Below are 19,943 nucleotides of genomic sequence, written 5' to 3' on the forward strand. Positions count from 1 at the left end.
TCCTCTCCGCCGTGACCAGGATCAGAGCCACGGACGCAGGTCGCCGCCTACTATGGGCAGATGCCGCCCGCTAGCCCACTGCCAGCCGGTGACCCGCATCGCGTGATCACGGGTCCCGACGGGATCGTCGAGGTGATCGTGAGCCTCAGCGAGTATCAGCAGCTCAAAGCTGAACGCGAAGAACTGCGCCGCTTGCGTGCAGAGCAGCGCAGAACCGAGGTTGCCGCACAGATCCGCGACGGAATGGCCCAGTTCGCTGCCGATCCCGGTTCATTTCGAACCCTGACTCATGAGGACTTGCAGCGGGACGACGTCTTTGACCGGCCGTAGAGTTCTGATCGAGGTCAGCCCGCGAGCCGAGCAACAGGTTCACGAACTGCCCGACGTGCTTCGCGTTCGAGTCCGCTTGGCGCTGCTCGACCTGCTCGACGACCCGCTTCCGCTTGCCAAGGGTGCTATTCCCTTCCGAGCGGGCGGAGACGAGATCCCGGATGCCTACGAGTGGGATATCGGCGGCGTGACCATCTTCTACAACCTGGTCGAAACAGGACCGCTACTCATACAGATCATCGTGCAGGTCATTCTGGTCGATGCTCTCTGACCGGCTGGTTGCGATGGAAGTGCATCGGGCGTATTTCGAAAACCGGCCGCGCCGGGCATGAGCGCGGTATGACCGTGGTGCCGTGGACGGTGGACGATCGCGCCACCATGACCGCGCTGGTCGATCGTGGCGTGGACGGGCTGATCACCAACCGTCCGGATCTATTGCGCGCCATACTCGCGGAACGCGGATACCGGCTGCCCCGGTCGTATCACCGCTAGTCCACTCGATGCTGGGCTGTGGTGCGCGGTGTGGGCCCGGTTCGTACGCTGGTAACGCCTCGGCCCGGGTCCGGCCGGAAATGCCGGGCTCGACTTCGAGACGGGATCACTGCCATGACTGATGGGCAACAGACAGGCGGTTACGGCTACCCCACCAACCAGCCTGGATATGGCCCGCCGCCGGGGTATGGATATCCGCCGGCGGAGCCGCCCGCTCATCTGGGTTGGGCGATCGGGGCCACCATTATCGGGACGCTCACCTGCATGGTGGGGTCCGTGCTCGGCATCGTATCGATTGTCTTTGGTGCGCAGGTGCATTCGAAGTGGCACAGCGGGGATTTCGCGGGTGCGTTGGATGCGTCCAAGAAGGCGCGGGCCTGGGCGATCGCCGCCACCGTTGCCAATGTTGTCTGTGCGGTTCTCGCGGTCGGCTATCTCGTCGTCACGCTGACGAGTTCGTCCTCGTACTGACCGCTGCACTGCGCCACCCGAGCGAGAACTGTGGACAACCGCGCACCGCCGAGGTATGAAAATAGAACACGTTTCAGTTTGGTGGGAGATGCGATGGACAGCGCAGCCATGGGCGAGCCGGTGATGGCCGGTTTTCAGAAGCTCGGGTTTATCCAGTACGCCGGGATCGAGGGGGCCGAGTTCGGCGCGGGCCGCAATGTCGTGACGATCGCGCCCAAGCCCGAACACCTCAACCACAACGGTGATCTGCACGCCGCGGTGCTGTTCGGCCTGGCCGAGACCGCGGCGATGGGTGCGTCGGTCTCGGGCATCGTCGATCTGATGGGTGAGACGTTCATCGTGGCTCGCGACGGCCGGATCGAATATCTGGCCCGGGCCAGGGGCGCGGCGGGCCCGTTCCGCGCGACCTGCGAGTTGTCCGCCGAAACGCTCGAGCGAGTGCGCGCCGATATCGCGGCGCGGGTCGATGTCGAATTGGCGGTCCCGGTGGACATTACCGACAACACCGGAAAGTCGGTCGCCGCATCGGCTTTCACCGCGGTCATCCGTCCCAGGAGGAAGTGACCGCGGAGATCGGACAGGCCGTAGTCGGGAGGGCGGCGGAGCCGCCCTCCCGGCCGGATCAGCGCTCGCTGTCCAGCAGCGCCATCTGCGCGGCCGCGTAGCGCTCACCCGCGATCCGATCCGCGGGCACCGCGGCCTCGATGTTGGCCAGCTCCTCGGCGCTGAGCTGGACATCCAGTGCGCCAAGGGATTCCGACCAGCGTTCGCGGGTGCGCGCGCCGAGGATCGGTACGATATCCGCGCCCCGGGTCAGCACCCAGGCAATGGCCAGCTGCGCGAGCGAAACATCCTTCGCCGCCGCGATCTTCGCGAGCGCATCGACCAATTCGAGGTTCTGGTCGAGATTCTCCCCTTGGAAGCGTGGGCTGTGCGCACGGAAATCGGTGGGGGCGAAGGTCGCGCCCTGGCGCACCGAATCGCTCAGCAGTCCGCGTGACAGCACGCCATACGCGGTGATTCCGATGCCGAGTTCCCGTGTCACGGGCAGGATTTCGGCCTCGATACCGCGTGAGATCAGCGAGTATTCGATCTGCAGATCCGCGATCGGATGTACGGCCGCGGCCCGGCGGATGGTATCCACACCGACCTCGGACAGCCCGATGTGCCGGATGTAGCCCGCCTCGACGAGTTCGGCCATGGCACCGATGGTGTCCTCGATCGGAACGCTCGGGTCCAGTCGAGCGGGCCGGTAGATGTCGATGTAATCGACGCCGAGGCGCTGCAGGCTGTAGATGAGGAAATTGCGCAGTGCGACGGGTCGGTTATCGGTGCCGCCCCAGGTGCCGCCCGGTCCGCGCAGCGCGCCGAACTTCACACTGAGTACGACATCCTCGCGAGGACGTTCGGCGATTGCCCTGCCGATCAGCATCTCGTTATGGCCGGCGCCGTAGAAGTCGCCGGTATCGATGAGATTTGCGCCCGAGTCCAGGGCGGCGTGGACGGTCGCGATCGATTCGGTGTCGTCGGCGGCGCCGTATATGCCGGACATGCCCATGGCGCCGAGTCCGATGCGGCTGATCGTAGGGCCGGTTTTGCCGAGTTCGGTATCGGTGGTGATCTTCGATGTCGTCATGGTTCAAGCGTGACCCCTGGGAAAGGGGTGCGGCAGAGATCGCTTATCGGGGGATCGGCGATCCCTGGCTCGGCGGCGGGTATTGCGGGACAGTGGTGACATGGACCGTTCCGAACTGGCCGATTTCCTGCGCAGGCGCCGGGAACAGCTGACGCCTGCCGATGTCGGGCTGCCGCCGGGGGTCCGCCGCCGCACACCCGGCCTGCGCCGGGACGAGGTCGCCCTGCTCGCGGGCATGTCGACCGACTACTACACCCGCTTGGAGCAGTCGCGTGGCCCGCGGCCGTCCACGCAGGTGCTCGCCGCGCTGGCGCGGGCACTGCGCTTCAGCAATGACGAACGCGACCACCTCTACCACCTGTGCGACCACACCCCGCCCGGGCGCGAGTTCGCGGATAAGCACGTCGGTCCCGGGATCATGCATGTGTTGGCGAAGCTGGACGACACCGCGGCCACCGTCATCACCGACCTCGGTGAGGTCTTGGTGCAGAACCGGATGCACACGCTGCTCGTCGGTGATCACGGGAATCGCCGTGGCTGGGATCGGTTCTACGCCTGGCGGTGGTTCACCGACCCGTCGTCGCGGGCCATCTTCCCGGCGGAGGACTGGGATCGGCTGGGCCGCAAGCATGTCGCGGACCTGCGCGCGACCGCCGCTCGTCGTTCCGGCGATGCCGATGTCACCGAATTCGTGAGCCGATTGCGTGCCGCGAGTGCGGAATTCGACCGGCTCTGGAACGAACACGAAGTGGCGGTGCGGATCTCCGACACCAAGCGGATCCTGCATCCCGAGGTCGGGCTGATCGATACGATCTGCGAAACCCTGCTCACCCCGAACGAGGCACAGCGACTGCTGGTCTACCTGCCCCGTCCGGGTACCGATGCGGCGGAGAAGCTGGATCTGTTGCGGGTCATCGGCACGCAGCTTCTGCTGCCCGCCCACGACGGGTGAATCACCCAGCTCCGCAGTCGATTACGGTGCTCAGGGATTGACGTTGAAATAGTCCATCGCGGCCTGGATCGCGGGCTCACCACCGCCCGCCGACAGACCCGCGAACGCGCCGATGACGCCACCGACCACGGTGGTGATCGGAACGGTGACCACGTCGATCACGAAAAGGCCGAGAGGGAATCCGAGTACGAACCCGATGGCCGCACCGATGGCAGCGCCGGTCAGGACCTGCGGCATCGACTTCTCGATCGCACCGAAGAAGCGCTCCTGGGTGCTGACATCGCGCACCGGCCCGTCCGTCTGGCTGATGGGCGTCAGCGACAGCCGGGTACCCGCCTCTTCGATGGTCGGGGCCAGATCAATCCGGTGTCCGCCGATATTCAGCGCGGTCGGCAGCGCGGCGACGACCTGTCCGTTGTGGTCGGTCAGCGAGATGACCTTGTTCTCCCGGACCAGATCCCAGCGACCCTCCGAAATGGTGGCCACCACGGCGTGGCGGTTCTCGGCGGCCGTGACGTGATAGCCGATCTGCTGGAATACGCCCTGCAGGTCCAGTGGTGCGTCAGCGGTCGAATTCGCCACGGGCGGTGTGGGTTCCGCGTGCACGACACTGGCTCCGATCGTCGTGGTTGCCAGAGCCAGCAGTGCCGTCGCGGTAATAGTGGAGATCCTCATCGTGCTCTTCTCGTCGCGCCACCCGAGTGGAATGTCCGTTTCGGTTGCCCACCAAGTTACCGTTTTGTGATCTGTATCAGAAGAGGGTCATGCCGCTAATTTCACCGGGGCCGCGCGTCGGTGCCTCGGAATCAGGTTCTGGCCCGGCCGATTCGGCGCTTGCGCGGCTTCAGATGCAGACCCGGCAATGGCGGGGCCGGGATGCGCTGTTCCGGAGTGTGGCCCGCGATATCGGCGAAACGGTCGAGATCGTGCTTCTCCCAATCATTTCGGGCCGCCACGATGTCCTCGTGGCTGCGGCCGACGAAATTCCACCACATCACCAGTTCTTCGCCGAACGGTTCGCCACCGATCAGCGCGAAGTGGGCGCCCTCGGTGCTGGTGAGACGCAGTTCGTCGCGGCCGGTGCCCAGATAGAGCAGTGGGCCAGCGGCGATTTCGGTGTCGGCGGCCGTGAGGTCGCCCTCGATCACCATGAGTGCGTGCTCGAAATCGGGATCGAGGGCGACGGTGGTATCGGTGCCGGGCTCGATCCGCACGTCCGCGCCGACGATCGGCGTATATGCCTTGGCGGGTGAGGTGAGTCCGGCGAAGGCGCCGATCAGGACGATGGCCCGCACTCCGGGGGCCTGGTAGACCGGCAGGTCGCGATGCTGCTCGAAATGCGCATCGATGCCGAGGCTGTGGCCGGGTAATGCGATCCACAGTTGCAGCCCGTGCCCGGCGTGCGCACCGGCGACGCCGTATTCGGAATGGGCGATGCCGCGGCCGGAGGTCATCAGGTTCAGCTGACCCGGTTCGATCTCCACATCGGAGCCGATCGAATCGCGATGGCGGATCCGTCCGTCGAACGGCCAGGTCACCGTCTGTAGTCCGATATGCGGATGCGGGTCGATATCCGGCGACGCACCCGTCTTGGTGACCGTTGGCGAGCCGAAATGATCGAGGAAGCACCAGGCGCCGACGGTCGGCAGATCACGTTGCGGCAGTACGCGTTCCACGTAGACGCCGCGCACACCGCCGAGTGGGACCTCGCGCGCCGGATAGAACTCCGCGACCGGTCCCGGACCCGGCGACGCCTCGCAGACCGCCTCCTCCGGATGCGGGTCGAGATCACTCACCGCGTGACACCCTTGCCGACCACATGCTCGTCGTACTGCGGATGCTTCTCGAGGTAGGCCTTGATGAACGGGCACAGCGCCCGGATCACCCGGCCGCGCGCGATCACATCCTCGACCGCGTTCTTGGCCAGGATGCTGCCGAGGCCCTTACCGGAGAACGCGCCATCGATTTCGGTGTGGATGAACACCGTCTCGTCATCGCGCTCCTCGTATTCGCTGAACCCGGCCAGGTCACCGCCGAAGAACACCTCGTAGCGGTTCTTCTCGTCGTTGCGGACGACCTTGCTCTCGGGCGTCGGTTCGGTCATGGTCGGCTTCTCCTTCCGCGGGCGCACCGGGTGCTTGCTGAGGATGGACACCCGGTTGAACGCGCCGATCGTGGTGGCGATCCAGAGGATCGCCGAGACCTGATCATCGGATAAATGCTCCCGGGCCCGAGCGTACTCACGGTCCATCGTCGCCTCATCCGGCAGCGTGGTGCTGAGTTCGGCCAGTGCCAGCGCGGCCCGTTCCTGAGGTGTGTACAGCTCGGTGCGGTCCCATGCGGGCAGTACGGCGAGTTCGCGCTCGGTGGCACCGGCCGCGACGGCCGCGCGATGGTGCACGTCGAGGCAGTAGGCGCAGCCGTTGATCTGCGACACGCGCAGGTTGATCAATTCGATGAGCTTGCGGTCCAGTCCGGCCGCGGCACCCGCCGCGCGGACCGTGCTGGCCACGGTGTTCAGTGCTCGAAACGCTTCCGGGGTCTGCTTATCCATGAACACACGCCCGCCTGGAGACTCCATAGGTCCGGATAGTAGAGCAGCACGGCGATATGCCCGGACTGCGGTCCGGATCGCCGTGCTGCGTTGGGTGTGATCGGGTGCCGTGCCGGCTCAGCCGACGTCGTTGAACCGCCGGACCTGCATCGGCTCGAGCAGGATCTCCGCCAATGCGGCGGCACACTCCTTCAGATGCGGCGTTTCGAAATGCGCCGCGAGCGCCGCCACGTCGACCCACTCCTCGAGCAGCACCACACGGCTCGGATCGCTCGGGTGCAGGTACAGCTCGTAGGCCAGACAACCTGGCTCGGCGAGCGTCGGCGCGACCATATCCTCGAGCGTTTCGCGCAACTCGGTCTCGTGACCGGGTTTGGCGGTGAACCGGACATTGAGTGTCAGTGTGGACACCGATGACTCCTGATGTGTTGTGCTACTCGGGCAACCTGAGCGCAGTCGCTCCGCGCGGTCATTCCCGGCTGGCGGAGCTGAAGGACATATCCGCGTAGCGGTCTCCGGCCACCTTGTCGGCGATCGGGTCCAGCGTGGCCAATTCCTCGGTGGTGAGCGAAATGGTCGCGGCGGCAACGTTATCGGCGAGCCGGGTGCGGCTGCGGGTGCCCGGAATCGGGACCACCGTCAGCCCGTGCACACCCGCCTGAGCGTGCACCCACGCCAATGCCACCTGGGCGAGCGAGATGCCGCGGGCGTCCGCGATGGCGCGCAGCGGTGCGAGCAGTTCGACATTGTGCGCCGCGTTATCGCCGGAGAAGCGCGGTTGCCGGTGCCGGAAGTCCGTGCCATCGGTCAATTCGCCGGCTGCGGCGAAGGATCCGGTGAGGAATCCACGACCCAGCGGCGAGTACGGCACGAATGTGACGCCGAGTTCGGCGGCGGTGGGTACCGCGCTGCGCTCGACATCCCGGGAGAACAGCGACCATTCGGACTGCACGGCCGCGATCGGATGCACCGCATGGGCCGCGCGCAGTTCGTTGCCGGTCACCTCGGACAGGCCCAGCGCCCGCACCTTGCCCCGCGCGACGAGTTCGGCCATGGTGGCGACCGATTCCTCGATCGGGACCGCCGGATCGCGACGGTGCATGTAGTACAGGTCGATGGTGTCGATGCCGAGACGGCGCAGGCTGGCATCGACCGCTTTGCGAATGTATTCGGGGGAGTTGTCGACGCCGCGGTAGGTGGGATCGTCGGCCTTGCGGGCGATGCCGAACTTGGTGGCGAGGACCACCCGGTCGCGGTTGGCTCGTACGAAATCGCTCAGGAATTCTTCGTTATGACCCGAGCCGTACACGTCGGCGGTATCGAACAGCGTGACACCCAGTTCCAGTGCGCGATCCAGGGTCGCCCGCGATTCGGTCAGGTCCGATGGGCCATAGAATTCGCTGATTCCCATGCAGCCCAGGCCTTGTGTGCCCACCTGGATGCCGCTGGCACCCAAGGCCGCGGTCGGAAGCGAGCTCATATTTTGATCCCTTCACATGGTTGTGTGAGTGCGGCCGGCTTGATGGCGGAGGTCTTGCCCTCGTAGAGGTCGATCTTGTAATCCAGCACGGCCACCGTCTGGCGAAGTTCGTCGATCTTGGCGAGCACCTCGGCGCGGGTATTGCGGAACATCTGCAGCCGCTCGGGCACGGTGGATTCCCCCTCCCGCACCAATTCGGCGTAGCGGACCATGTCGGCCACCGACATGCCGGTGGTGCGCAGCCTGCCGATCAATGCCAACCACTCCAGATCGCGATTGCTGAACCGGCGCTTCCCGGCGTGATCGCGCCCGATGTAGTTCATCAGCCCGATCCGCTCGTACCACCGCAACGTGTCGCGGCTGAGTCCGGACCGATCGGCCGCCTCCCCGATCGAATACCGCGGCTTCTCCCGATCGATATCGACGGCCTGCTGATCACCGACAACCTGACCTACGGCTCCACCCACTGCACTCGCCCTTCTCGATGAACACAAACGACGTTAGCCACCTGGAGTGCACTCCAAGCAAGTCTCAATTCTGCCGAAGCGCGGATTCGCTTGCCACCGACCCTGCACTTCGCGTGGGACACTGGAGCCGACCAGGGTGGGGCGAGCTGAGGAGCGAGGGTGACGGCACTTCCTGAACCACGACGGCTGCTGACGATAAAGGACTGGTTGGCCCTTCACGAGGACTATCAGTTCCGCTTGGAATTGCAGGAGGGAAGCCTCACCATGGCGCCGTCGCCAGAGCCGGAGCATATGCTGGCGGGCCTCGATCTCGGTTCCCAGGTGCGCGACCAGCTTCCTCCGGACTTGGTCGCTGTTCCGGAGGTGGATATCAATCTGGAATTGGCGGGTGAGGACGAGCCTGCGACAGTCCGTCGGCCAGATTTGGTGCTGGTGCGGCGCAGCGAACTACAGCGTCGCAAGTCCGAGGGCGGGATTCTGCGTGCATCCGGTGTAGTCGCCGTCATCGAGATCGTCTCGCCCGGATCGCGGCGCATGGACTACAAGGTCAAACGTGTCGATTATGCCGATGCCGGGATTCCGCACTACTGGATCATCGATCTCGACTCACCTGTGAGTCTGCTTCCGTTGTCGCTGACCGAGGAGCTGGGTTACGTCGACAACGGTGAGGTGACCGGCACGTATACAACCACCTCACCGTGTCCGCTTACTATTCGGCTCGATCAGTTGGGTTGATATTCAGTCGCGCCTTGGCAACTCCTGCACGGCCCACTTGTTCCCGTCCGGATCGGCGAAGAAAGTGAACAGGCCCCAGCCGAGGTCCTTTACCGGCGACGCCTCCACACCGACCGCGACCAGCTGCTGGTATGCGTCCTCGGCGCTCGCGACGACCATCTGCATGCCGACGACGCTGCCCGGTGCGGCATCGGTGATGCCCTCGCCGATGCAGATGGAACACCCGGAGCCGGGCGGAGTCAGCTGGACGAAGCGCAAGCTCTCGTTGACGCGCTGGTCGTGGTCGGCGTTGAAGCCGATCTTGGTGTAGAAATCCTTGGCACGGTCCACATCGGTCACCGGAATGGCGACCAGTTCGATTTTCCAATCCATCTGCTGAGCATCCCACCGGGTCGACGGCGAGAACTGGTTTTCGCACCTACCCTGGTGACATGCCAGGTAAGGACATCGACCGGATCAGGGGCCGCGCGGCCTGGGCCACGGTCAAGGAAAGCCCGGTGATCACCGCCATCGCGGTGGCGCCGTTCGTACTGGCGCTCGGCGTCGTGTGGTGGCTGCTCGGCGGATTCGCCGCGTTCGTCCTGCTCGTCGTCCTCGGCGTCGTCGTGGTCGTCGGCGGCAAACTACTGCGCTGACGACGCCGAGTCCGTGCTCAGCGCGGGATGTGGAAGCGCACCAGATCGCCGGTGCCCTCGTCCACCTGCGCCCACGGCCGCTCGAATTCGAGCACCGCGAGTGCCGAGGTGGGGAATTTCCTGCTGAGCTCGATCGCCGGATCCGAATCCCGGTTGCTCGCCAACTCCCATGCCGTCCACGGCATTCCGGGTGCGTGCCCGATCACCAGCAGCGTCGCGACATCGTCATCGCTGAGCTGGATCAACTCGATGAGCGTGCGCGGCGACGCCTCATAGATGCCCGCCTCATAGACCACCGGCGCGGTGACGCCGGTGGCGGCCAGGGTCTCGCGCGTGCGCGTGGCGGTCGAGCAGCGCACCGCATCGATCGGTGGCTGGGTATCGCGCAACCACTGTCCGGCCAGGCCGGCCTCGCGCCGACCGCGTGGCGCGAGCGGGCGCTCGTGATCGGAGATACCGTCGGGGTAGGCCGATTTACCGTGCCGCATGAGGATCAGAGTCCGCACCATGCAGATACGGTAAGGCCTAGGGGAACAGAGGCCTCGGCCACACTCGAGGCAAACTGAAAGCGGCATCACAACGCGGCGCCCCCTGGGGCACCCTCCGCAGGCTCCGCGGCGGTGACGCTCCCGCCCACACCTGACCCCCTTGGGTGGCTACAACCCACGTACATTTTCGAGGATCTGCACAATATGGCCTACGTAATCACGCAGCGTTGTTGCAACGACGCCAGCTGCGTCACCGAGTGCCCGGTCGATTGCATTCGTCCTACCCCGGATCAGCCGGAGTTCGCGACCACCGAAATGCTCTACATCGATCCCGACACCTGTATCGACTGCGGTGCCTGCGTCGACGCGTGCCCGGTTGAGGCCATCTTCTCCGAGGATGATCTGACCGCGTCGCTGGCCAGGTTCCGTGACATCAATGCCGCCTACTTCCAACGGCATCCGCTCGAATCGAACTTCGATCCGATCGTCACGCCCCCACGTCCGCCCAAGGAGCTCGGCACGCTACGCGTCGCCATCGTCGGCGCGGGGCCGGCTGCCTGCTACGCCGCCGACGAACTGCTGCGGCGCTGCGATGTCGAGGTCGAGATGTTCGACCGGCTACCCACGCCGTGGGGGCTGGTGCGCGCGGGTGTCGCCCCCGACCACCCGGGCACCAAGACGGTCTCGGGCATGTTCGAATCGGCGTTCCGTCGCGAGACGCTGCAGTACTACCTCAACGTGGAGGTCGGTACGCACATCACGCACGAGGAACTGCTGGCCCATCACCACGCGGTCATCTATGCCGTCGGCGCATCCGCCGACCGCCATCTCGGCGTGCCCGGTGAGGATCTGCCGGGCAGCCATTCGGCGACCGAGTTCGTCGCCTGGTACAACGGCCACCCCGACTTCGCGGACCGGCACTTCGACCTATCCGCCGAGCGCGCGGTGATCGTCGGCAACGGCAATGTCGCCCTCGATGTCGCCCGTGTGCTGACGGTGGATCCGGACGAACTCGCCAAGACCGATATCGCCGACTATGCCCTGGATGCGCTGCGCGCCAGCAATATCCGCGAGGTGGTCGTGCTCGGCAGGCGTGGTCCGCTGCAAGCGGCCTACACCTCGCCGGAGTTCCTGGCGCTCGCACATCTGAAGGGCGTCGATATCGTCGTCGACGAGGCCGACCTCGCCCTCGACCCGGCCAGCCAGGCGCTGCTCGACGATCCGGAGGTCGAGCCGTCGCTGCAGCTCAAGTACACCCTCGCCGAGGAGTTCGCGGCGGCGCCCCGCGATCCGGCGAACAAGCGGATCGTCTTCCGCTACCTGGCCTCGCCGACCGCATTGCACGGTACCGATCACGTCGAGTCGGTGGAGTTCGCGCACAACGAATTGGTCAGCGAGAACGGCCAATTGGTGGCGCGCACGACCGATCGCACCGAAACCCTCGAGACCGGGCTGGTGCTGCGTTCCATCGGCTACAAGGGCGAACCGATCAAGGATCTGCCGTTCGACGAGCGTCGCGCGGTCATTCCCAATGAGCACGGGCGGGTAATCGGCGAAGACGGTATCCCGCTGCCCGGTGTCTATGTGAGCGGCTGGATCAAGCGTGGTCCGCGCGGTGTCATCGGGTCCAACCGCATCGACTCCGAGGAGACCGTCGAGCTGCTGATCGCCGACTTCAGCACCGGCAAACTCGGTGCGCCACAGGCCGATCGGGCCGCGCTGAAGGCGCTGATCGCGCAGCGGCAGGCCGATCTGGTCGACCGTGCGGGGTGGAAGGCCATCGATACGGCGGAGAAGTCCGCGGGCAAGGCCGCGGGACGTCCGCGGGTCAAATTCACCACTCGCGAGGACCTGCTCAAGGCCGCGCGCGGCTGAATCGGCGAGACCGGCTCCGTTTCGAGTGAACGGAGCCGGTTTGTCTTACAGGGGCATGATGCGCACGACCGTGGTGGTGATGCCGCCGACGACGAACCACAACCGCAGTACCGGCCGCCCGGAGCGGTCGCCCGGCTCGAAGCGGCTGCGCACCGTGACGTGCTGACGAGCGAGCACCGGCGCCACATACTCGATCACCGCGCGATGCGGGCCCGCGACCAGCTTGGGGTACTCGACCAGGAACTGTTCCACCGCCTGCCAGTAGCAGGCATTGTTGACATGGTTGTACTGGTCGATATCGGTGGCCCGCACCGGGAACGGCATATCGGTATCCGATTCCGGCGGTGTGGCGTCGGTGAGATAGGGCCGCCAGCGCAGGCGGTGCTCATTGGTGGTCTGTGCCAGATAGGCCAGGCCCTCATCGCTGATCCGCGCTGGCATGTTGTTGGACTCGCTGATATTGATCCAGAAGCCCTCGGTCTCGATCAATCCGCCGTTGGCGCTGGTGACCCGGACCCGCATATTCGTCCACCGGGTGGACATGCTCGAACACCACCGCAGCAGCCGCACCTTGTCGGGCCACAGGATCGGCCGGATGACGTCGATGACCGTGCGACGCACGATCCAGGTCGGATCGGTCGTATGCAGATTCGTCTGCTGCAGCTGCTCCCAGGCAATGTCTTGCAGATAGCGTGCGACTGCGTCGAACCGCAGCCGGTTGTACGGATCTACATCGCCAGCCCGGATGGGCCACGCCGACGCAAACCCCATGCCCTCCTGGGGAAGCGGGGCGAGTGGCTGATCGAGTGACACTGGTGCTCCTCGCGCTGCACGGTGTGCCGCGTTCTTTTACGCTGCTGTTCTGAGACGACTTTACGGGGCGTACGTCACACCCTCGCGTCGAGCCGCCTCTACTCTCACTTGCCGGTCCCGCCGAGCAGGACGGGCAATGAGTGCCGCGCAGCGATTCGATGAGAGGTGATGGCCGGTGACCAGTGGCCCCGACTCCGACCTGCCCGCCAAACTCGGCAAACCCGCCGAACGCGCCCTGGCCGCCGCCGGAATCCAGCACCTGGCCGACCTGACCAGCTGGACCGAACGCGACGTCGCCGCCCTGCACGGCGTCGGCCCGACCGCCATCGTCAAACTCCGCACCGCCTTGGCCGAACGCGGCAAAAGCTTCGCCTGAGCGCTGCGCCGCGGGACGATCGGCGATCTCGCCGGTACTATCCCGGGCAGGGCCGAGGGGAGGGGCGGGGTTGAAATCACTAGGGCCACATGATCTTCGCACGGTAGGCCGCCATCGCTTGTTCGGTGTAATCGGGCAGGGGGCGATGGGGCGAGTGCTGCTCGGGCGATCGCCGGACGGACGCCTCGTCGCGGTCAAGATGATTCACCGCCACCTGGCGCAGAACCCGGAATTCCGCGCCCGCTTCCGCCTCGAGGTCCAGGCATCACAGCGCGTCACCGGTGCCTATACCGCCGCGGTCATGGATGCCGACCCCGACGCCGCCGAGCCGTGGCTGGCCTCGGTGTTCGTACCGGGCCCATCCCTGCGCGCCGCGGTCGACCAATTCGGCCCGCTGCCGCTGGGCGGACTCCGATTGCTCACCGCGGGCCTGGCGTCGGCACTCATGGAAATCCATCGTGTGGGCATGGTGCACCGCGACCTCAAACCCAGCAATGTGCTGCTCGCCGAGGATGGTCCGCGGGTCATCGACTTCGGAATTGCGCGGGCGTTGGAGGGTGATCCCCAGCTCACCAGCACCGGCTCGGTAGTCGGATCGCCCGCGTTCATGTCACCGGAACAGGCCGAAGGCCGACAGCTCACCGCCGCCAGTGATGTTTTCTCCGTCGGTGCCATGCTCTTGTTCGCTGCGACCGGACAGAGCCCATTCCTCGGGGCGTCGCCGCCGCAGACCTTGTACAACGTAGTACACAACCGGGCCGACACGAGCCGAGTGCCGACAATATTGCGCCCGGTGCTCGATGCGTGCCTCGATAAGCGCCCCGCCTATCGCCCGACGCCCGCTCAGCTGCTCGAATCGGTCGACGCAGTGACCGCCCAATCCAGCTGGTCGGGCGGAGTCCGGCAACAGATCGCGCAGGCGCGGGCCGATGCGCAACGGTGGGTGGCGCTGGACGGGCGGGTCACCGATCCCGAAAAGCGAAGGCGTCCGCCTCGATGGGCAATTGTCGCGACCGCGGTGACGCTGCTGGTGGCAGGCGCGACCACGGCGGTGCTAGTCACTCGCACCGAGCCCACACCCGATCCGCTGGCGAACAAGTCTCTCGATTTATCCGATGATCAACTGCGGCTGGTCGACTCCTGCAAACTGCTCGGCTCCGATGTAGTCGGTGGCCTTGGCCAACCGCTAAAACCCAAGCTGACGAATTCCTCGGTCTGCAGTACACAGTTCGCGACCGCTGACGGCAAGAAGCCCGCTATGACGGTCGGCGTTGGGACCGTACTTGCGGGATCGCGCAACGAAACCGGCACCTCCGTTGCGGGCAAATCGGTACTCGATACAACAACCGAAACGCAGTCGTGCGCCCGCGGTATCGCGCTTCGCGCCAAACCATTTGTCGGTGTCGAGGTGAAGATCGGTCTGGCGGACGGGGATGTCTGTGAGTTGGCCGCGCAGGCCCTTAAAGCTGTTGTCACGCGATTAGCAACCGATCCACCGCGCATCAGTCCGCCGAAGCAGTCGGTTGTGCCGATGGACCCCTGCACATCGGTCGATCCAACGGTTATTGCAGCCACGATGGGATCGACAGCCGAGCCGTCGCCGGAAAACGTACACACCTGCTCATGGATGGCCACTAATTTCGGCCTCATCACTGTCCGGACGGATGAGCAACCACGGGTCGACGACAATTCGAGGTATAGCAACCTCGTGGTGGACGGTGGCAAGCTGGGCGGTCTCGCCGCGACGCGCATCACCACCAGCAGTGGCGTCTGCACAACAATTCACCTGGTACGCCCGACCATCGAAGATCGGGGGGAGTTGATCACCGTGATGGTCGTGCCCGCAGATCGAACGGCCGTCGAGGCTGCCTGTGCCGCAACTGAATCGGTACTCCGTGGGGTTGTCGACAGATTGAGGAAATCCTGATGGTGACGCAGCTGCAGCCCGGTGACCCCGTCCGGATCGGCAGATACCGACTGCTGGGGCAGCTCGGTGCCGGTGGCATGGGGCGGGTGCTACTCGGCGTCGGGCCCGATGGCCGCTTGGTCGCGATCAAACAGGTGCACGCGCACCTGATTACCGAAGGGGACTTCCTGCCGCGCTTCCGACGCGAGGTGCAAACCTCGGCGCGTGTATCGGGCGCTTTCACCGCGGCCGTGATCGACTTCGACATCGAAACTGAAACACCTTGGCTTGCATCGATTTTCGTACCCGGTGTGCCCTTGGACAAGGCGGTGCAAGACCATGGGCCGCTATTATCTGCGCAAGTGCGGACCCTCGCCGTCGGCCTTGCCTCCGCATTGCACGCGATTCACGGCGTCGGGTTGATCCATCGAGATCTCAAGCCCGCCAACGTTATCCTCGCCGAGGATGGTCCGCGTGTTATCGACTTCGGTATAGCTCGTGCCGTCGAAGGTCGATCCGAACTGACCCACACCGGCTCGATCATCGGCTCACCTGCCTTTATGTCGCCCGAACAGGCGCAATCCGAGGCGCTGACCCCCGCCAGCGACATCTTCTCCCTCGGCGCTGTTCTAGCGATGGCAGCGGGCGGCAAGAGCCCCTTCGCCGGATCTTCCCTGCCGCACACGCTCTACAACATCGTGCACACCCAGCCCGACCTCAGCGGCCTCGCGCCGGAGGTGCGTCACCTCGTCGAGCCCTGTCTGCGCAAGGACCCGCAAACCCGCCCCACCCCGGCGGAAATCCTCGACTTTTTGGGACCGCTTCCGCCCCAGGCACATCCATGGTCCGCCGCCGTCCATAAGGCTATCCGCGCGCAGGGCGCGGAACTGTCTGCGCTGCTCACCGATCCAGAAGCGACGCAGATCGTCGGCGCGGCCGACACCACCAGCCCCGGGGCCGGTCCGAGCTTCGATGAGAAACTCCGGCAGCTCGAGGCACGGTCACCGAACCGATCGGATCGGCGCAAGCGCAAGCGGGTCTTGATCGGTGCGCTCATGGGAGTGGTGGTTCTGCTCGGCGCGGCCGTGACCGGTGCGGTCGCGCTCAGCGGAGGCGGGTCGGACCCCGGTAGACCGAACCCGCTTGCCGGGTTCAACATGACCAAGCTGCGGTCGATCGATGTGTGCGCCGCCATGAACGATCCGTTGGTCGGTTCCCTGGGGGAATGGGAGCGGAAGCCGGCCTTCGGCGATTGGGGATCCTGCAATGCGACCGCGGGTGGGTATTCGATCACCGTGGCGGTCGAGCGGATCGATGGATTTCGAGACAGCAGCAGGAAGGTCAGCGGAGTTCCGGTGCTCGAAAACCCTGCGGCTGCGGACAATCAGTGCGACCGGGCGTTGTCGCCCGCTGCCGCCGACCCGCAGTTCGGAATCGTCGTCCGTGTGGGGGCCGCGCGCCAGGGATCGGCCGACGAACTTTGCCGAATCTCGGACGAAGCCGCGGCAGAGCTGGCTCGCAACCTCACTGTCAAAGTGCCGCAGCTGCAGAACTTTCGTGGTTCGCTGGCACGGCACGACCCTTGTGCGGTGGTCGACACCATCACCTTGAAACTATCGATCGGCGAACTGGTTCATGGGACCCCGGACTTGCTGCATACCTGTAAGTGGGTTTCCGCCAACACAGTAACCGTGTACCTCTGGACGCACACTGCGCCCAACGAGCAGAAACCGATTCATTTCGACTTCGGTGGCGGGAATGTGGTCGATGTCGACGAGGCCGAGATGAAGTCGACCTCGTGCACTCGGCATGGGGTGTACCGCCCTGCTACCGATGGGCGTCCGTCCGAGGTGGTGACGGTCTCGGTTGCGGGTTCCTCGGTCGGGGAACATCCCGAGCTGCGGTGCCTCGGCGCGCGGCAGATTCTGCAGAACATTCTCGACAATCTCCCCAAGGTGAGCCGATGATGCGCGGCCGGATGTTTTCAGCTATGCGCACGGTCGCCGTGCTCGCCGCTGTCGTCGTCGTATCCGGATGTGGTGCGACCGTCCACGGCACGGGTGTCGCCGCCGAAATCGATGTGCGCACACTCGATGTCGGCACATCACCGACGTCACCCCCCAAACTGTCGTCACATCTGAGCGACCTCGGATACCGGCGCCTGGAGGCCGCCCGGATGTCGGATGCGGTGCTGAGCCCACATGAGGTGGACGGCAAGTACACCGGTGGTGCCGCGGCGCTCGCACACACCGAGGCGAAGTCGGTGACCTTCTATTTGGCCGATGCCGTCGTTCCGGTACTGCAGAAATACGACTTCGTCGTGGGGTTCTCGACTGGATCCGCCGACGACTCACGCCCGCTGACCAAAGCCACGCACGGTAGCCACGAGCGGGAGGGCCTGGTGATAACGGTGCTTCGGTTTCCGGATGCGACGGCGGCAGAGGCCGCGGCCAAGGAACTCGATACCGTGGATTTCGGACTCAATCCAGAGAATGTCGCAGTCACGCTGCCCAAATATCCGACATCCAGCGCGCACTGGCGACCGTCGGTTCCTACGCTCGGCAGTACGACCGCGCACAGGGCTTACGTGGTGAGCGTCCTCGCGGATGCTCGGACAACGGATCTCACTCGGCTGACCGAGATGACACAGAAATACCTCGACGCCGAACTCCCGGAACTGGATAAATTCGTCCCAACTCCGATCGGTAAATTCAGTACCCTTCGTCAGGATCCGGATAGCGTCCTCATTCGTGCTCTGCATGCTGGTGGAGTCGTTCCGGAACCCGATGGTCAAGGCGAGGTCGTCTACACCGCGCGTGGTTATCTGAACTACATCCTCGATCAGGGCGGACGATTCCCGGTGTTGCAGCGCGCAGGTGTGGATCGGGTCGCGATGACGCCGAGCGTACTGGTATTCCGAACCCGAGACGACGCGGCCGCAACCGTATTCGTCGCTGAATCGGTGGAATTGGGTGCGGCGGTTGATCGCCGTGCGGTCGATCCACCCGAGGACGTTCCGAATACGTCCTGTGTCCAGGACTATTCGGCGCAATCCTCCGACGCGCAGTTCCGGTGTTTCGTCGCCTACCGCCGCTACGCCGCATTGCTCCTGGGCCGTCGATTGTGGGAGACCCAGCAGCGGGCAGCGGCACAGTACGCCTTGTTCGCCAACAGTCGATGACGTTTTGTTCGCTCGCCGTCAGTAGCCGCGGTATGCGCCACCGGAATTGACCGCCGCGACACCTGGCACATTGCCGAGCGATCCGTATGTGTCGATCGAATATCGAACCCCAGCGATAATGTTGTCGACCGGATTCCAGATATCGTCGTGGCCAGGCGCTTTGTAGGCGTTGAAAGTGCTATCGATGGTCTGCATGAGTCCTTTGGAGGGATGCCCGGCCACCCAGTTACTGTCCCAGCGGTTTTCGGCGTACGGGTCGCCGGCCGACTCGTGCTGGATGATCAAAGCGATCGCGTTCTCATCGATATCTTTCGGGTCGTAACCCATGGCGATGAGCGCCTTCTTCGCGTCCTCGATCCACTTGGCCACATCGCCGCTCGGCTTCGCCCCGGTTGGTGCGCTCGAGCCGGTACTGCCGGAATACAGTGAGTTCGAAGGGGATCCGGAGCTGCCGCCGTTGTGACTACTCGACACATAGCTGGGCTTGCCCGTATTGGAGGTGGGCGTGGTAGAGGTCGGTGTCGTGCTGGTGTTCTGCGGCTGCGACGCAACGGCATTCGGGTCGCCGAGGCCGTCGTAGGCGGTCTGGAGTTTGGTGAGCGCCTGATCCACCTGGACCTTCGCCTGTTCGGCCACGCCTTCGGCCTGCGCGAGCGCGTTGACAATGTCCGATTGCCATTTCGCGGCGTCCAGGCCGGCCTGATAGGTGAGCCGGTTGGCTTCGGACTCGTTCAGATTCGCCTTGTACCAAGCGATTCGGTCATTGGCGTCGACGGTGCCGCCGGCGGCGACGTGGAAGCCCGGTTCGGTCTTCGCGCCAGGGACCGGGCAGGTCGGGTTGGTGGCTAGGTCGCGCAGCGAGAGCACCTTCTGCTTCGCATTGTTCAGGTTGTCCACCTGGGAGGTGAAGGCGGTCTGGAGATCGCGCAGTGCCTGACTCAGCGCGGAGGCACGGGTCTTTTCGGTCTCCATCCGCGTATTGGCCGCGGTAGCGGCCACGCCGGACCACGTCTTGTCGGTTCCCAGTTTCGTGGTGTCCTCGGTGCCTTTGCGGACTGCGGTATCCAGATCCGTCGAGATCTTGCCCGCGTTGTTCGCGGCGGTGGTGAGGTTGCCGGGCTCCCATTTGGCGACATCGTCGATGGTGAGGGTCATGGCAGTTGCAGCCCGATCGTCTTCAGGTTGTTGGTGAAGTCGGCCTCGGCGACCTCGAAGGCGCCCGCCGCATTGTGGGTGATCGAGGCGATCTTCTCGAGGCGCTCGCCGATTCGGGTCAGGCTGCGGTTGACGACATCGGTGGCCGGTTGCACCGCGGCGCCGAATTGGGTGCCGGGCAATGCGTTGATCGCGGCATTGAAGCCGTCACCGGCGTTGAGCTTTTTGATGCCGTTCGCCTCATCGCCAAGACTTTTGGCAAAGGTCTGTAGCGCGCCTGCGTCGACCCGCAACGTCCCCGGGTCATTGGTGTCCACCACGAAAAACTCCCCCTTCGTCCCCACCTCAGGTCGCGGTCAGCATAGCAAAAACGGGTGGTGTGGACAGGAGGCCGAAG

Annotated in this window: 25 protein-coding genes and 1 pseudogene; 13 read left to right on the plus strand and 13 right to left on the minus strand. The window is 64.9% G+C overall.

Annotation, left to right across the window (positions count from 1 at the left end; translation table 11 throughout):
* Positions 1-102 precede the first annotated feature (102 nt).
* From ACQP0C_RS05125 to ACQP0C_RS05145, 5 genes are all read left to right on the plus strand, one after another.
* Positions 103-330, plus strand: coding sequence for a hypothetical protein (locus tag ACQP0C_RS05125; RefSeq protein ID WP_433731014.1), 228 nt, complete (start codon positions 103-105; stop codon positions 328-330).
* A complete protein-coding gene (locus tag ACQP0C_RS05130) occupies positions 317-601 on the plus strand; it encodes a hypothetical protein (protein WP_433731016.1) in 285 nt (94 codons plus the stop codon). The genes ACQP0C_RS05125 and ACQP0C_RS05130 overlap by 14 nt, the downstream gene beginning before the upstream one ends.
* Positions 502-822: a glycerophosphodiester phosphodiesterase gene (locus tag ACQP0C_RS05135; RefSeq protein WP_433731018.1), complete on the plus strand. Its 321-nt coding sequence runs from the start codon at positions 502-504 to the stop codon at positions 820-822. Before ACQP0C_RS05130 ends, ACQP0C_RS05135 begins: the two co-directional genes overlap by 100 nt.
* 114 nt (positions 823-936) lie before the next feature.
* On the plus strand, positions 937-1,293 hold the full coding sequence (locus tag ACQP0C_RS05140) for a CD225/dispanin family protein (RefSeq protein ID WP_433731020.1): 357 nt from the start codon (positions 937-939) through the stop codon (positions 1,291-1,293).
* Positions 1,294-1,386: 93 nt separating this feature from the next.
* On the plus strand, positions 1,387-1,857 hold the full coding sequence (locus ACQP0C_RS05145; RefSeq protein ID WP_433731022.1) for a PaaI family thioesterase: 471 nt from the start codon (positions 1,387-1,389) through the stop codon (positions 1,855-1,857).
* A gap of 58 nt (positions 1,858-1,915) precedes the next feature.
* On the opposite strand, the gene ACQP0C_RS05150 is transcribed toward ACQP0C_RS05145, so the two are convergent.
* Positions 1,916-2,929 (minus strand): aldo/keto reductase, encoded by a 1,014-nt coding sequence (locus tag ACQP0C_RS05150; protein WP_433731024.1) that lies wholly within the window; start codon positions 2,927-2,929, stop codon positions 1,916-1,918.
* A gap of 100 nt (positions 2,930-3,029) precedes the next feature.
* On the opposite strand from ACQP0C_RS05150, the gene ACQP0C_RS05155 reads away from it, so the two are divergent.
* Complete coding sequence (locus ACQP0C_RS05155) at positions 3,030-3,881, plus strand: helix-turn-helix transcriptional regulator (RefSeq protein ID WP_433731026.1); 852 nt, start codon at positions 3,030-3,032, stop codon at positions 3,879-3,881.
* Between the two features lie 30 nt (positions 3,882-3,911).
* Here the strand turns inward: ACQP0C_RS05155 and ACQP0C_RS05160 are convergent, their stop codons facing one another.
* From ACQP0C_RS05160 to ACQP0C_RS05190, 7 genes and pseudogenes are all read right to left on the minus strand, one after another.
* On the minus strand, positions 3,912-4,556 hold the full coding sequence (locus ACQP0C_RS05160; protein WP_433731028.1) for a hypothetical protein: 645 nt from the start codon (positions 4,554-4,556) through the stop codon (positions 3,912-3,914).
* Between the two features lie 131 nt (positions 4,557-4,687).
* On the minus strand, positions 4,688-5,677 hold the full coding sequence (locus ACQP0C_RS05165) for a pirin family protein (protein WP_433731030.1): 990 nt from the start codon (positions 5,675-5,677) through the stop codon (positions 4,688-4,690).
* Positions 5,674-5,985 (minus strand): GNAT family N-acetyltransferase, encoded by a 312-nt coding sequence (locus ACQP0C_RS05170; protein WP_433734443.1) that lies wholly within the window; start codon positions 5,983-5,985, stop codon positions 5,674-5,676. The genes ACQP0C_RS05165 and ACQP0C_RS05170 overlap by 4 nt, the downstream gene beginning before the upstream one ends.
* A 12-nt stretch (positions 5,986-5,997) precedes the next feature.
* Positions 5,998-6,462, minus strand: a pseudogene (locus ACQP0C_RS05175) (carboxymuconolactone decarboxylase family protein); the annotation flags it as partial.
* A gap of 90 nt (positions 6,463-6,552) precedes the next feature.
* Positions 6,553-6,846, minus strand: coding sequence for a putative quinol monooxygenase (locus ACQP0C_RS05180; protein WP_433731032.1), 294 nt, complete (start codon positions 6,844-6,846; stop codon positions 6,553-6,555).
* 58 nt (positions 6,847-6,904) lie between these two features.
* Positions 6,905-7,915: an aldo/keto reductase gene (locus tag ACQP0C_RS05185; RefSeq protein ID WP_433731034.1), complete on the minus strand. Its 1,011-nt coding sequence runs from the start codon at positions 7,913-7,915 to the stop codon at positions 6,905-6,907.
* Entirely contained in the window at positions 7,912-8,382 is a 471-nt protein-coding gene (locus ACQP0C_RS05190) for a MerR family transcriptional regulator (protein WP_433731037.1), read from the minus strand. The genes ACQP0C_RS05185 and ACQP0C_RS05190 overlap by 4 nt, the downstream gene beginning before the upstream one ends.
* A 159-nt stretch (positions 8,383-8,541) precedes the next feature.
* Between ACQP0C_RS05190 and ACQP0C_RS05195 the strand changes: the two genes are divergently transcribed.
* On the plus strand, positions 8,542-9,117 hold the full coding sequence (locus ACQP0C_RS05195; protein ID WP_433731039.1) for a Uma2 family endonuclease: 576 nt from the start codon (positions 8,542-8,544) through the stop codon (positions 9,115-9,117).
* Between the two features lie 3 nt (positions 9,118-9,120).
* On the opposite strand, the gene ACQP0C_RS05200 is transcribed toward ACQP0C_RS05195, so the two are convergent.
* The gene (locus tag ACQP0C_RS05200; RefSeq protein ID WP_433731041.1) at positions 9,121-9,489 is read right to left on the minus strand and encodes a VOC family protein; all 369 of its coding nucleotides are present in this window, start codon (positions 9,487-9,489) and stop codon (positions 9,121-9,123) included.
* Positions 9,490-9,548: 59 nt separating this feature from the next.
* Between ACQP0C_RS05200 and ACQP0C_RS05205 the strand changes: the two genes are divergently transcribed.
* A complete protein-coding gene (locus tag ACQP0C_RS05205) occupies positions 9,549-9,752 on the plus strand; it encodes a hypothetical protein (protein ID WP_354961774.1) in 204 nt (67 codons plus the stop codon).
* 17 nt (positions 9,753-9,769) lie between these two features.
* On the opposite strand, the gene ACQP0C_RS05210 is transcribed toward ACQP0C_RS05205, so the two are convergent.
* Positions 9,770-10,261: a SixA phosphatase family protein gene (locus tag ACQP0C_RS05210; protein WP_433731043.1), complete on the minus strand. Its 492-nt coding sequence runs from the start codon at positions 10,259-10,261 to the stop codon at positions 9,770-9,772.
* Between the two features lie 183 nt (positions 10,262-10,444).
* Here ACQP0C_RS05210 and ACQP0C_RS05215 point away from each other — a divergent pair, with 183 nt between their 5' ends.
* Positions 10,445-12,115, plus strand: a complete 1,671-nt coding sequence (locus tag ACQP0C_RS05215) for an FAD-dependent oxidoreductase (protein ID WP_433731045.1) — start codon at positions 10,445-10,447, stop codon at positions 12,113-12,115.
* Positions 12,116-12,160: 45 nt separating this feature from the next.
* Here the strand turns inward: ACQP0C_RS05215 and ACQP0C_RS05220 are convergent, their stop codons facing one another.
* The gene (locus tag ACQP0C_RS05220; RefSeq protein ID WP_433731047.1) at positions 12,161-12,928 is read right to left on the minus strand and encodes an acyl-[acyl-carrier-protein] thioesterase; all 768 of its coding nucleotides are present in this window, start codon (positions 12,926-12,928) and stop codon (positions 12,161-12,163) included.
* A gap of 175 nt (positions 12,929-13,103) precedes the next feature.
* Between ACQP0C_RS05220 and ACQP0C_RS05225 the strand changes: the two genes are divergently transcribed.
* The 4 genes from ACQP0C_RS05225 to ACQP0C_RS05240 all read left to right on the plus strand — a co-directional run bounded on the left by ACQP0C_RS05225 (position 13,104) and on the right by ACQP0C_RS05240 (position 18,391).
* Positions 13,104-13,304: a DNA-binding protein gene (locus ACQP0C_RS05225; RefSeq protein ID WP_433682521.1), complete on the plus strand. Its 201-nt coding sequence runs from the start codon at positions 13,104-13,106 to the stop codon at positions 13,302-13,304.
* 118 nt (positions 13,305-13,422) lie between these two features.
* The gene (locus ACQP0C_RS05230) at positions 13,423-15,231 is read left to right on the plus strand and encodes a serine/threonine-protein kinase (protein WP_433731049.1); all 1,809 of its coding nucleotides are present in this window, start codon (positions 13,423-13,425) and stop codon (positions 15,229-15,231) included.
* Positions 15,231-17,177, plus strand: a complete 1,947-nt coding sequence (locus tag ACQP0C_RS05235) for a serine/threonine-protein kinase (protein ID WP_433731051.1) — start codon at positions 15,231-15,233, stop codon at positions 17,175-17,177. Before ACQP0C_RS05230 ends, ACQP0C_RS05235 begins: the two co-directional genes overlap by 1 nt.
* 23 nt (positions 17,178-17,200) lie before the next feature.
* Positions 17,201-18,391 (plus strand): DUF7373 family lipoprotein, encoded by a 1,191-nt coding sequence (locus ACQP0C_RS05240; RefSeq protein ID WP_433731053.1) that lies wholly within the window; start codon positions 17,201-17,203, stop codon positions 18,389-18,391.
* Between the two features lie 18 nt (positions 18,392-18,409).
* Here the strand turns inward: ACQP0C_RS05240 and ACQP0C_RS05245 are convergent, their stop codons facing one another.
* Positions 18,410-19,546: a transglycosylase SLT domain-containing protein gene (locus tag ACQP0C_RS05245; RefSeq protein WP_433731055.1), complete on the minus strand. Its 1,137-nt coding sequence runs from the start codon at positions 19,544-19,546 to the stop codon at positions 18,410-18,412.
* Complete coding sequence (locus ACQP0C_RS05250) at positions 19,543-19,866, minus strand: type VII secretion target (protein ID WP_433731057.1); 324 nt, start codon at positions 19,864-19,866, stop codon at positions 19,543-19,545. The genes ACQP0C_RS05245 and ACQP0C_RS05250 overlap by 4 nt, the downstream gene beginning before the upstream one ends.
* Positions 19,867-19,943: the final 77 nt, after the last annotated feature.

This window comes from Nocardia sp. CA-129566, assembly GCF_050956075.1.
In the GTDB taxonomy this organism is placed as follows: Bacteria; Actinomycetota; Actinomycetes; order Mycobacteriales; family Mycobacteriaceae; genus Nocardia.

Coding starts and splice junctions, on each gene's coding strand:
- ACQP0C_RS05140 (WP_433731020.1), top strand. CDS start 937: ATGACTGATGGGCAACAGACAGGCGGTTACGGCTACCCCACCAACCAG.
- ACQP0C_RS05145 (WP_433731022.1), top strand. CDS start 1,387: ATGGACAGCGCAGCCATGGGCGAGCCGGTGATGGCCGGTTTTCAGAAG.
- ACQP0C_RS05150 (WP_433731024.1), bottom strand. CDS start 2,929: ATGACGACATCGAAGATCACCACCGATACCGAACTCGGCAAAACCGGC.
- ACQP0C_RS05155 (WP_433731026.1), top strand. CDS start 3,030: ATGGACCGTTCCGAACTGGCCGATTTCCTGCGCAGGCGCCGGGAACAG.
- ACQP0C_RS05160 (WP_433731028.1), bottom strand. CDS start 4,556: ATGAGGATCTCCACTATTACCGCGACGGCACTGCTGGCTCTGGCAACC.
- ACQP0C_RS05170 (WP_433734443.1), bottom strand. CDS start 5,985: ATGACCGAACCGACGCCCGAGAGCAAGGTCGTCCGCAACGACGAGAAG.
- ACQP0C_RS05185 (WP_433731034.1), bottom strand. CDS start 7,915: ATGAGCTCGCTTCCGACCGCGGCCTTGGGTGCCAGCGGCATCCAGGTG.
- ACQP0C_RS05200 (WP_433731041.1), bottom strand. CDS start 9,489: ATGGATTGGAAAATCGAACTGGTCGCCATTCCGGTGACCGATGTGGAC.
- ACQP0C_RS05205 (WP_354961774.1), top strand. CDS start 9,549: ATGCCAGGTAAGGACATCGACCGGATCAGGGGCCGCGCGGCCTGGGCC.
- ACQP0C_RS05210 (WP_433731043.1), bottom strand. CDS start 10,261: ATGGTGCGGACTCTGATCCTCATGCGGCACGGTAAATCGGCCTACCCC.
- ACQP0C_RS05215 (WP_433731045.1), top strand. CDS start 10,445: ATGGCCTACGTAATCACGCAGCGTTGTTGCAACGACGCCAGCTGCGTC.
- ACQP0C_RS05235 (WP_433731051.1), top strand. CDS start 15,231: ATGGTGACGCAGCTGCAGCCCGGTGACCCCGTCCGGATCGGCAGATAC.
- ACQP0C_RS05240 (WP_433731053.1), top strand. CDS start 17,201: ATGCGCACGGTCGCCGTGCTCGCCGCTGTCGTCGTCGTATCCGGATGT.
- ACQP0C_RS05245 (WP_433731055.1), bottom strand. CDS start 19,546: ATGACCCTCACCATCGACGATGTCGCCAAATGGGAGCCCGGCAACCTC.